10 protein-coding genes and 1 pseudogene are annotated in these 10,960 nt (G+C 37.8%); 7 read left to right on the forward strand and 4 right to left on the reverse strand.

The features are described 5' to 3' along the window. The first annotated feature begins 27 nt into the window (after positions 1–27). From CA730_RS20000 to dacB, 5 genes are all read left to right on the forward strand, one after another. Complete coding sequence (locus CA730_RS20000; RefSeq protein ID WP_096669952.1) at positions 28–408, forward strand: hypothetical protein; 381 nt, start codon at positions 28–30, stop codon at positions 406–408. Between the two features lie 133 nt (positions 409–541). Continuing rightward, a complete protein-coding gene (gloB, locus tag CA730_RS20005) occupies positions 542–1,315 on the forward strand; it encodes a hydroxyacylglutathione hydrolase (protein WP_096669954.1) in 774 nt (257 codons plus the stop codon). A gap of 301 nt (positions 1,316–1,616) precedes the next feature. Further along, complete coding sequence (rplI, locus tag CA730_RS20015; protein WP_096669956.1) at positions 1,617–2,075, forward strand: 50S ribosomal protein L9; 459 nt, start codon at positions 1,617–1,619, stop codon at positions 2,073–2,075. 225 nt (positions 2,076–2,300) lie between these two features. Further along, entirely contained in the window at positions 2,301–3,653 is a 1,353-nt protein-coding gene (gene dnaB / locus CA730_RS20020) for a replicative DNA helicase (RefSeq protein ID WP_096669958.1), read from the forward strand. A gap of 1 nt (position 3,654) precedes the next feature. After that, positions 3,655–5,124, forward strand: a complete 1,470-nt coding sequence (gene dacB / locus CA730_RS20025; RefSeq protein WP_096669960.1) for a D-alanyl-D-alanine carboxypeptidase/D-alanyl-D-alanine endopeptidase — start codon at positions 3,655–3,657, stop codon at positions 5,122–5,124. 24 nt (positions 5,125–5,148) lie between these two features. On the opposite strand, the gene CA730_RS20030 is transcribed toward dacB, so the two are convergent. Further along, positions 5,149–6,324, reverse strand: coding sequence for a DNA double-strand break repair nuclease NurA (locus CA730_RS20030; protein WP_096669962.1), 1,176 nt, complete (start codon positions 6,322–6,324; stop codon positions 5,149–5,151). Between the two features lie 233 nt (positions 6,325–6,557). Between CA730_RS20030 and CA730_RS20040 the strand changes: the two genes are divergently transcribed. Further along, entirely contained in the window at positions 6,558–7,202 is a 645-nt protein-coding gene (locus tag CA730_RS20040) for a tetratricopeptide repeat protein (protein ID WP_096669964.1), read from the forward strand. Here CA730_RS20040 and CA730_RS20045 read toward each other — a convergent pair. Next, positions 7,197–7,982, reverse strand: coding sequence for an HAD family hydrolase (locus CA730_RS20045; RefSeq protein WP_096669966.1), 786 nt, complete (start codon positions 7,980–7,982; stop codon positions 7,197–7,199). The two genes, CA730_RS20040 and CA730_RS20045, sit on opposite strands and share 6 nt — an antisense overlap. 220 nt (positions 7,983–8,202) lie before the next feature. Between CA730_RS20045 and CA730_RS20050 the strand changes: the two genes are divergently transcribed. Further along, a complete protein-coding gene (locus CA730_RS20050; protein WP_231939896.1) occupies positions 8,203–8,601 on the forward strand; it encodes an FHA domain-containing protein in 399 nt (132 codons plus the stop codon). 327 nt (positions 8,602–8,928) lie between these two features. Here the strand turns inward: CA730_RS20050 and CA730_RS20055 are convergent, their stop codons facing one another. Both CA730_RS20055 and CA730_RS25790 read right to left on the reverse strand, forming a co-directional pair. Continuing rightward, positions 8,929–10,089 (reverse strand): GUN4 domain-containing protein, encoded by a 1,161-nt coding sequence (locus tag CA730_RS20055; protein ID WP_096669968.1) that lies wholly within the window; start codon positions 10,087–10,089, stop codon positions 8,929–8,931. Positions 10,090–10,754: 665 nt separating this feature from the next. Continuing rightward, a pseudogene (locus CA730_RS25790) lies at positions 10,755–10,960 on the reverse strand (hypothetical protein); the annotation flags it as partial.

The raw sequence follows: 10,960 nt of genomic DNA on the forward strand, positions 1-10,960 counted from the left end.
GAATTTTAATAACACTCAGGAGTTTTAATGTACTATTACCCTCTGCAACCACCCTACTTTTTACTATTAGTTGGTTTTTTCACGGCTTTAACTTCTGGGTTAGCTTTATCTGGGACATTAAAGGTAATTGTCCAGCAATGGCCACAAGATAAATCTCCTAAAGAAAAGACTAATACCCGTTCTTTTTATAAACAATTGTTAGTGCCATTTATTGGTATTACTAGTGGTTCTTGCTTATTTCTTTGTTCTGGTTTCGAGATATTTGGTTTTCCTACGGGAATGGCTTTAAGTATAGGTTTACCACTGAGTCTGTTAACTTGCTTCTTTGTTTGGCGGCAGTTGGGAGGTTTACTCGATTATGTTAAGAGGGAAGGAATGCAATCTTTAGATTTAGATTCTTGGTCTTAGCAATATCATTAAGGGCGCAGACCCTGCGCCCCTACATTAATTAAACATATTGTCTGAATCAGGATGTCCAGGATTTAATGATTAACAGGATGAAAATAGATATCTTATTACCAATTACCAATGGGAAAAGCTAATGCAAATCATTCGTTTACCGGTACTTGCTGACAATTATATATTTTTACTGCATGATCCACTGCGGAATATTGCGGCTGTTGTTGATCCGGCGGAAGCACAACCAGTTTTAGATGAATTGAGAAAAATTAATGCTCAGTTAGTGGCAATTTTTAATACCCATCATCATGGTGATCATGTGGGTGGGAATACACAATTAATGAAAGCATTTCCTGATGTGAAAGTTTATGGAGGTGCGGAAGACAGGGGGAGGATTCCGGGACAACAGGTGTTTTTACAGGAAGGCGATCGCATCCAATTTAGCGATCGCCCTGCTAATATATTCTTTGTACCTGGACATACTCGCGCTCATATTGCTTACTATTTCCCCCCAGCAAGTCCAGGAGAGCCTGGAGAATTGTTCTGTGGTGATACATTGTTTGCTGGCGGTTGTGGTCGTTTATTTGAAGGCACACCGGGGCAAATGGTAGATTCATTAAGTAAACTCCGGGCTTTACCTGATCATACTCGCGTCTGGTGCGCCCATGAATACACTTTAAGTAATTTGCGGTTTGCTGTAACTGTAGATGCTGAAAATGCAGATCTACAAAAACGTTACCAAGATGTTAAAGCTCAACGGGATAAATTAGAACCAACAGTTCCATCAATTTTAGGACTGGAAAAACTCACCAATCCTTTTTTACGCTGGGAAGAACCATATCTACAAGCAACAGCAAAGAGTGATAATGGAATCCAAACCTTTGCCCGAATTCGGGGAATGAAAGATAATTTTTAATTATTTTGATGATTTATTTGTAGGCCTTTGGCAATGCTAAACCCTTTTGATTGTTAGCATAGATTACGAAGGTCAATTAACTTATATTAAGTATATCCTCACTCACGCGGAATAAGATAAGGACAATGAAAATATTGCTTTTTTTAAATTTCTAGCATTTAGAGTTGCGATCGCTCCCCAAATTTCGCTACAATGTCGAGGCTGTGGGTACGTTAAAAGTCGCTGAGGATCAAGCTACACTTTTATGAGCCACCCTGCGACACCCAAATAAGGAAGATTTTACCAAGAAAAGCGAAAAACAATGGCGAAACGTGTGCAATTAGTTTTAACAAAAGATGTTACCAAGCTGGGAAAACTCGGTGATTTGGTAGAAGTAGCTCCCGGTTATGCTCGTAACTACCTCATCCCCCAGAGTTTAGCCGCTCGCGCTACACCCGGTCTGCTCAAACAAGTGGAACGCCGACGCGAGAAAGAATATCAAAGACAATTAGAACTCAAACAACAAGCAACTGAGCAAAAAACCGCTTTAGAAAATATTGCTGGTTTAAAAATTGCCAAGCAAGTTGGGGAAAATGAAGCTATTTTCGGTACTGTTACTACTCAAGATGTCGCAGATGCTATTAAAGCAGCAGCTAGTCTAGAAATAGATCGTCGTGGTATCACCATTCCCGATATCAGCCAATTGGGTACTTACAAAGCTGAAATAAAACTCCATGCTGAAGTAACAGCAGTAATTAACATTGAAGTTGTCTCTAACTAACGGTGATACAATTTTGGATTTTAGATTTTAGATTTTAGATTGACTCCAGCAACTAAGCCAAGGCTTGTCAATTAATTTGAGATTTTAGATTTATCCTCGAATAAATTTAGCGACTGCGGACATTTTTGAATTTTCAATCTTTAATCCAAAATTTAAAATCTAAAATTCGGATATTGGTTTTGGATGATGAAATAAAAATCCAAAATCACCAACATTTAAAATTTTATGGCTGAAGAACTAAGTTTTCAGGGTGATAGTAGTAATCGTTTACCACCTCAAAACATCGAAGCAGAAGAAGCGATATTAGGAGGCATTCTACTAGATCCAGAGGCAATTGGTCGAGTGAGCGATCGCCTAGTTCCCGAAGCATTTTATATTAGCGCCCATACAACCATCTATCAAGCCGCCCTCCGTCTCCATACCCAGCAAAAACCCACAGACCTACTTTCCATCACCAGTTGGTTAACAGACAACGATCAATTAACCCAAATTGGTGGCAGAAACAAATTAGCAACATTAGTAGACCGGACAGTTTCAGCGGTAAATATTGATGCCTTAGCAGGGTTAGTGATGGAAAAATACCTGCGCCGGCAATTAATCAAAGCAGGTAACGAAATAGTTCATCTTGGTTTTGAGACAGAAACAGAATTACCAATAGTTCTGGACAATGCCGAACAAAAAGTTTTTAACGTCACCCAACAAAAAACCCAATCAGGACTAGTTCATATTGGTGACACCTTAATTAATACTTTTCAAGATATTGAAACTCGTCATCAAGGTATTGCATTACCAGGAATACCTTGTGGTTTTTATGATTTAGATGCCATGACCAGCGGTTTTCAGCGTTCTGATTTAATTATCGTCGCTGGGAGGCCGTCAATGGGAAAAACAGCGTTTTGCTTAAACCTAGCTCATAATATTGCAGCCGGTTATCAATTAGCAGTTGCGGTTTTTAGTTTAGAAATGTCCAAGGAACAGCTAGTACAAAGACTATTAGCTAGTGAAGCTGGAATTGAAAGCAGTTATCTAAGAAGTGGCCGGATTAGTCAAACCCAATGGGAACCTTTAAGCCGTGCCATTGATAAACTCTCAGACACGCCAATTTTTATTGATGATACGGCAAATATTACAGTCACACAAATGCGAAGTCAAGCGCGAAGATTGCAAGCCGAACAAACTAAAGACTTAGGATTAATAGTAATTGATTACTTGCAATTAATGGAAGGTAGTAGTGATAATCGTGTCCAAGAATTATCGAGAATTACCCGTTCTTTAAAAGGTTTAGCGAGAGAATTATCTGTACCCATAATTGCCTTATCACAGTTAAGTCGCGGAGTAGAAGCAAGAACTAATAAACGGCCAATGTTATCTGATTTGAGAGAATCGGGTTCAATTGAACAAGATGCGGATATAGTTATGATGTTATACCGTGATGAATATTATTCACCAGATACTCCAGATAGAGGAATTGCCGAAGTAATAATCGCTAAACATCGGAATGGACCAACAGGAACAGTTAAACTATTATTTGATCCACAATTTACAAAGTTTAAAAATCTAGCTAAACCAAGTTGGTAATATGTCAAAAAAGAATTATTTTAGCTTGATATTACTATTTGTTTCTATTAATATTGGTAGTATTCAAAAAATAGCACAAGCACAAACACCAGTTCCAGAAGTTACGAATACAAAATCAATTTGTCCTGCTCAATTATCATCAGCTATTAATACTATTATCAATCGTCCTCAATTTAGTCGAGTCCGTTGGGGGATTTTAATTAAACCATTATCATCAGAAAAGATTCTTTATACTCAAGACAGCCAAAAATATTTTATTCCTGCTTCTAATATGAAGCTATTTACTACAGCAGCAGCATTACAACAATTAGGGGCAGATTTTCGGATTCGTACTTCTATCTATGATGATGATAATAGTGTTTTGCGTGTAGTGGGAAGGGGAGATCCGAGTTTCAAAAATGCTCAATTAACAATATTATCGAAACAACTATATAAGCAGGGAATTAGGCAAATTAATCAGTTAATTGCTGATGATAGTTATTGGCAAGGTGAAGTGGTTAATTCCAGTTGGGAATGGGAAGACATTCAAGCTGATTATGGCGCACCAATTAACAGTTTTATTCTTAATGAAAATGCTACTGTATTAACTTTTTCACCCCAAACTATTGGAAACCCATTAAAATTAAAATGGACAGAACCAACAGAAGCATATCGGTGGAAAATCGAAAATAATTCCGTCACTACTGAATCCGATAAACCCAGTTTTATAGAAGTAAATCGTGACTTAAAAGGACAAATTCTGCGAATTAAAGGACAATTGGCTATAAATTCCCAGCCAGAGATTACAGGGTTAGCTGTATTTGATCCAGTTGCTAATTTTATCAGACAATTTCGCCAAAATTTATCTAGACAGGGAATCACTGTTAAAGAAACTGTAAGTAAAAATATTAGTCAAAATAAACAAGAAAAAGAAATAGCCACAGTAGAATCTCCACCTTTATCAGAATTATTACTAGAGACAAATGTGCATAGTAATAATTTATATGCTGAGGCTTTACTCAGAAGTTTAGCTATTAAGAAACCAGCAGAGAAAAATCAAAATACGGCTGATGTTGGATTACAAGTTGTCAGAGAAACTTTAACTCAATTAGGAGTTGCACCAGCAGGTTATGTCATTGTAGATGGTTCTGGTTTATCTCGGAAAAATTTAACGACTCCAGCAGCGTTGGTACAAGTTTTACAAGAAATTGGTAAATCACCTCAAGCAGCAGTTTTTAGGGCTTCTTTACCTGTTTCTGGTGTCAAAGGTAGTCTAAAAAATCGGTTTCTTAATACTGCGGCTGCGGGAATAGTGCAAGCAAAAACAGGTTCAATGACAGGAATTTCTACTCTATCTGGATATATGAATGCACCTAATTATGAACCCTTGGTTTTTAGTATTATGGTAAATCAATCTGAGCAACCGGGGAAAGTCATGAGAACAGCAATAGATGAAATTGTGATTTTATTGGCGCAGTTAAAACTATGTTAAACCTTGAATCAACTTATTACAAAATCAAGCGATGCTACCCCGTTTTCTTGCTTCTTTGTTGGAAATCCCGACATTTTTGATCCCAGCTTTAATCATTTGTCGTTCTAAAAGGGCAAAGAACCGGGTTCTATCACCACCCCTGACTACAGCCTGATTATGGGCTTCGGCGATCGCCACAGGATAACCATATCCTTTTTGTACCTGTGCCAACATTAGCCCTAGTGCTTGATCAAACATGATGGAATTTTCTGCAACCCAAGCGGGAACTTCAATGCGGGCAATTTCTGTCCCGACATGGACGTAACAAAAATAAATAATTTGCTCGTCATACAATTCTAAAATTCGGGCATTACTTCGCCATAGGGGTCCCCGTTGTCCGGGTTGAAGTTGGGTGGTCATGATGGTTGTATCGCGCAAAGTCTCAAATTTTTTACAAGGTACGTATTCTAGTTGATTGGGACAATGGGTAATACAATCGGGGACAGGGTGAGGACAAGCTAAAAAGCGTAAAAAGTTGGTGGCTTCGGTGCTACGAGAGGCACTAAGATAGCCCATGAGGGGGATTTGGGCTTGTTGGAGTTTTTGCCAAGCTTCCAAAACGGGAGGTAAAATCATATCCCGCGCATCCATCGGTAATTGATCTAAAAACCAGTATATTAACGAACCATCTGTCATTGCTAAGACTGGGGCTTCTGTCCTGGTACTACAAGCCAGTTCTGCTAAGACTGTAGCCTCGGAAGCGGTGCGCCGATAACCCATCCATTCATCCGTTCTAATGCCCCACTGACGCGATATATATAAATCTTCAGGGCGATAAAATACCTCCGGTAAACTATCGAGAATTGGGTGAAGATCTTGACCATAATGCAAAACCACTCTGCCAATATTTAGTAAGTAACAATACGCAATTTCATGGTGACTGGGGGCAATTTGCGAACCATCTGTAGAAATGACAGTATGAACTTTGGGGGGAACAGAAATGGTAATGCAGGTTTCGAGAGGTTCAATGGGTGTAGCATTGGCAAAAATAATCCGATTTCGCCATTCTTCTTGACGTTTAACTAACTCCTCTTGACACTCAAACGCCTTTTTTAAATATTCTTGTGCTAATTCCAACCGTTGATGACTTGCAGCCACTTCTGAAGTTAAATGTTGACTGAAACCTTGCATTTGTCTCGATATTTTTGTTAAATCAAGCATATTCGTTGGGTGTATTTGTGTTGATGTAAATCAATGCTATATAATTACAGCACTTCCCGATGTTATGAGTTACAAGAACCCCACCCCCAACCCCCTCCAGTATCAAAAGCTTATCCTTTTCTTCCCCCCGCTGCGGGGGGATTTAGGGGGGTGCGATGAGGGGGCTAAGATATTACTCATATAATTGGAAACTGCTGTAAAAACTGTATGCTAATAATTGGGAAAAGAGCGTCATGAAAAAATGGAGATTAACAATTACAACTCTCATATTAGGAACTATATTATATAGTCCGTCAGTGTGTGCTAAAAATTTAGCAAATATTTCCGATTTTAGAATAAAATCATCCCTGTTAGCACAATCTGATCTGAAAGAGGCTATTGTATATTTCCATCAGGGAATTAACCGTCATACATTTGGAGACATAAAAGGGGCTATTGAAGAATATAATAAGGCTTTACGGTTACATCCTAATTTTCCTGAAGTTTACTATAAACGAGGAATATCTCGCTATAAGTTGGGAGATTTAAAAGGGGCAATTGCAGATTATAACAAAGCAATTAGTCTTAATTCTAACTATCCTGGTATCTACAATCATCGAGGATTTACTCTTCATGATTTGGGAGATTTAAAAGGTGCTATTGCAGATTTTAACAAAGCATTAAGTCTTAATCCTAATTTTCCTGAAGCTTACCAAAATCGAGGGATTTCTCGCAATAAGTTAGGTGATAAGCAGGGGGCAATTACTGATTTGAAAACAGCAGCTAATTTATTTCAACAACAAAAGAGAATTTCTAATTACCAAGAAGTGATTGATCTGATTGAGAAAATAGAAAATAGATCCCAGACTTCTTTAAGAAGTCTGGGATATAGATTATAACCAAGTGGAAAAATCGTGATTAAAATGAGAAATTGATATTAAATGAATACGGGAATCATTTTTTCCTGCTTCCCGTTCTGGTTGAGTATTATAACCCCAATCTGCGAGAAAAAGTTTGACATGATTTAAGTCGGATTGCTGTTGGACTAATTGTAATGTTTTTAGTCTATCTTCTACAAACCATAAACTCGCAGGTTGGGTATTTGCTTTTTTGATTAATTCGCGCAAGGTTTCATATTTTGGGCGTTTTATTTCTTTACCAAAAATATTTTCTGGTGGTAAATCAACTCCTTCTTGTTGTAATAATTCCTTGACAAATCGCCCTTCTTTGGTGGTGACAATATATAACTGTATTTCACTTTTAAGAGTTATTTTGAGTCTTTCTATCACACCCGGATAGAATCTATGCAGACTTAACCAACCATTTAAATCTGTCTGAATCCATTCATCTCGTAGATGATCCAATTTTGTCGAAACTGCCTTTGCTTCTAGATTATCTGCTGCTAAGATTTCGGGAGTGATGTTTGTCCATGATTGGAGAATTTGATCATCAGAAAACCCCTCAATTAAGGCTTTAATTAAAACGGGCATTTCCCAACCTGTTTCAATTACAGGACGTAAGCGATAGAATCTCAAAGCTAAATCATCCGGTGGTGTGTCGTTAACCGGCGACCAAATTTGACAGTAGGTACGCCATGCTACCTCAAAATATTCAATTAGTCCATCGCAAACCACTCCATCAAAGTCTAAAGCCAAAATCGTGGGACTATTTGCTGTCATTGTTCTGAGGTTAAAAACTGCTTTTGTTAGCTTACCGCACCTTTATCTCTGAATATGTAGCGATTAACCTCTGAAATGGGGAATAAAAAATAAAGTTTTTTTAAAGTTTTTTCGGTACTTTTATGGAAATAGGGGAAAATATTGATGTATTAATAGTATCAATTGACTCAAACCGAGTCAGACCATCAGATATTAAGGTGTAAATAGGAGTATCAAAACCATGCAAATCAAGCTGATTTCCGAAAATAAACTGACAGAGGAGCAGGAAGAACAGGTTTTTACCCTGCCGATAGCTATCGGACGAGACATAACTCAATTTCCTGCGGTTATCAACGGTGAAACGGTGACTCCTGTAGTTTTATTAGACTCTCATAAGCAAATTTCTCGGTTTCATGCTCAAATTACCTTAGAAAACAATCAGCTTTATGTAGAAGACAAGAGCGCCAATGGCACTGAAGTTAACGGTGAAAAGCTACTTAAACAACGTCGGACTTTAAACAGTGGGGATAGACTGGCAATAGGTAATCATACCATTACTGTTATTCTCATAGGACTTACGCAAGTGTCACACCAAAAATCTGTTGTAGGGTGCGTCAGACTGCATAAATCCTGCAAATAAACAGATTGTTGATATTTGACGCACCCTACCAATGTGCCAGTTGCGTAAGTCCTGTGTATAATCAAAAAACCTGAAGTTACAGTAGCACAAGCATCTTGCTTGTATTAATTATTCAATTTAACGGCACAACAACTTAACTGGTAAATTGCTTTTTGAAGTTACAGTAGCACAAGCATCTTGCTTGTATTTTATTACTTTTCATGTCATCACAACAGGTATACTACAAACTGCCTAACAGGTAATGAAATCCCCAAAGCCTAATAAATCGGTTGTTTATTTTTTGATAAGAAATACTTATAATCTTGTATAACGCTTATGGGTTATAGTCTAGAGAAGAGAAAAGAGTATCCCCACTCCATCAATCACCCACCACGGCAGGTGTCCCGGTAGTGCATTCGTACTAAAGGTGTAACTATCGTAACTGAGCCATTCATTATTTTTTCTCCAACCAACGCGGGAGCCTAACTTCGTAAAAGTATCCCAGTCGTATTCTCCATCTAACTTGCCCCCCAACTCCAGCCAAATTTGCTTTTGTACAGAAAAGCCAAATTTACCATTGCTATATTTTACCCATAATTGATCCATTTTTCGCAATTCCTGTCTGGGAAAATTTTTCACATCTTCAAATCTTAACCATCCTTCCCGTTCTCGTTTAGTTAACTTTTTCATCAATTCCCAAGTTTCTAAATCTGCTTCTCGCCATTTTCCTGCTTTTAACAATGCTTCTAAATTTTGAAATATAACAGGTGTAGGTTCATTTGTAGGACTAGGATTATTACGAGGGGTATTAGCTTGAGTATTATTTTGAATATTACTAATTAAATTGGGGAATTTTTCCGTCGGGATACCCTGAACTCCATCTCTTGCTAACGCTGATTCACTTATGCCAAATTCAGCCTTACCATAAATACCAATTACTTCCCCCTGGTCGTTTAATATTGGTCCTCCACTCATTCCCGGTCTTGGACTCCCACTCAAAAATAAATCATATCCCAGATTTTCTCTCCTTCCTCTAGCTGTGATTTGGGATGTTAAAAAGAAGTAATTTCGCTCTTGACTATTAGAAATAGAAGGAATAGGAAATCCAGAGTTATATACCGTTGCACCTTCTTTAACTGTCCGAGAATCAGCAATTTTAGCAAGGGGATAATTTTGAGAACTGGTAAATCTGACTAGGGCTAAATCTAATTTTCCCACAATTTGAGCTTTGTTTTCCATCGGGTATTTTTGCCCGTCATGGGTGATAATTTCATAAATACCATATCCCGCTTTTTTAACCACATGATTGGCTGTTAGCACGGTGTAGGTATTACCATTTTTGGCGACAATTACTCCTGAACCTTTACCATCTAATCCACCAATCATGACGGTGATTGGTTTAGCGATATCATTGACTTGTACAGGAGTTAAGGCAGATACGGGTTGGTATTGTACTAAAGCTAGGGTTGTTGTCCCTAGAATTACGCCTAATCCCTGGGAAAATTTCATAGTCCTTTGTCTGTTATAATACTATTTTTTATAGTAGCCTTTCTTTGTACTTCACGCAAAGATGTAAAACAGCCAGACAGCCAGGGAATAAATTCCCTGTCTGAAAGCTCAAGTCGGTTAAAACCGACTGGGGATTTGATTGGGTTTGCTCAATAGTAATGCACCATGATCAAGGATTATGGGTAAAATGAGATTCATTTAGGTAGGGTGTGTTAGCGACAGCGTAACGCACCATTATCAATTATTCTTATACATCTGAATATATCTAATAATTTATTCAAATGATTCTTCAGCAAAAAAGCACAAGTACCCTATATTCTCAATAATCTTGAGAATTTTCTCAATAAGCTAACGAAAAAAGTTAATTTCAGGGCTTGAAATTCTCAACTATTTTTTGTACAATTTTTTCAAATAAAATCTGCTTGTGCTTTTTTTAATAAAAAATTTAATTGTTTAGTATCTTAATTGTTTAGTATCTTAAAATCTGATCAAGGTTGAAGGTTGTGGATGTAGTGGGTAATTTATGAATTACCCATAACCGATATAGCGGTTCTTGGCTGAGTGAAATACAAGACCCCCAACCCCAACCCCCTCCCCGCAAGCAAGGAGGGGGCTTATGATGTATCTCATTCAAGTGCATACCGATATAAATTACTGATAAATCACTATTGTGCTGAAAATCTCGCTAATAACTCTTCACGAGATGATTGTAGAAGTAAAGGGGTAAATTCTTCTCTACTCATGGCAATCAGGGGGTTAATGATTCTTGTCAATTCGGCATCAACTTCACCGAAACGCACTTGCAGAATACTCTCAATCATAGCGCGTCTTTCCCTTTCTACACCAGTTCTAAGTCCTTCCTGTTGTCCTT

The organism is Dolichospermum compactum NIES-806 (assembly GCF_002368115.1).
GTDB classification, from domain to species: Bacteria; Cyanobacteriota; Cyanobacteriia; order Cyanobacteriales; family Nostocaceae; genus Dolichospermum; species Dolichospermum compactum.

Excerpts from the sequence above, each read along its gene's own strand:
- rplI (WP_096669956.1), top strand. The coding sequence starts at position 1,617 with ATGGCGAAACGTGTGCAATTAGTTTTAACAAAAGATGTTACCAAGCTG.
- CA730_RS20000 (WP_096669952.1), top strand. The coding sequence starts at position 28 with ATGTACTATTACCCTCTGCAACCACCCTACTTTTTACTATTAGTTGGT.
- gloB (WP_096669954.1), top strand. The coding sequence starts at position 542 with ATGCAAATCATTCGTTTACCGGTACTTGCTGACAATTATATATTTTTA.
- CA730_RS20030 (WP_096669962.1), bottom strand. The coding sequence starts at position 6,324 with ATGCTTGATTTAACAAAAATATCGAGACAAATGCAAGGTTTCAGTCAA.
- dnaB (WP_096669958.1), top strand. The coding sequence starts at position 2,301 with ATGGCTGAAGAACTAAGTTTTCAGGGTGATAGTAGTAATCGTTTACCA.
- CA730_RS20045 (WP_096669966.1), bottom strand. The coding sequence starts at position 7,982 with ATGACAGCAAATAGTCCCACGATTTTGGCTTTAGACTTTGATGGAGTG.
- CA730_RS20055 (WP_096669968.1), bottom strand. The coding sequence starts at position 10,089 with ATGAAATTTTCCCAGGGATTAGGCGTAATTCTAGGGACAACAACCCTA.
- dacB (WP_096669960.1), top strand. The coding sequence starts at position 3,655 with ATGTCAAAAAAGAATTATTTTAGCTTGATATTACTATTTGTTTCTATT.
- CA730_RS20050 (WP_231939896.1), top strand. The coding sequence starts at position 8,203 with ATGCAAATCAAGCTGATTTCCGAAAATAAACTGACAGAGGAGCAGGAA.
- CA730_RS20040 (WP_096669964.1), top strand. The coding sequence starts at position 6,558 with ATGAAAAAATGGAGATTAACAATTACAACTCTCATATTAGGAACTATA.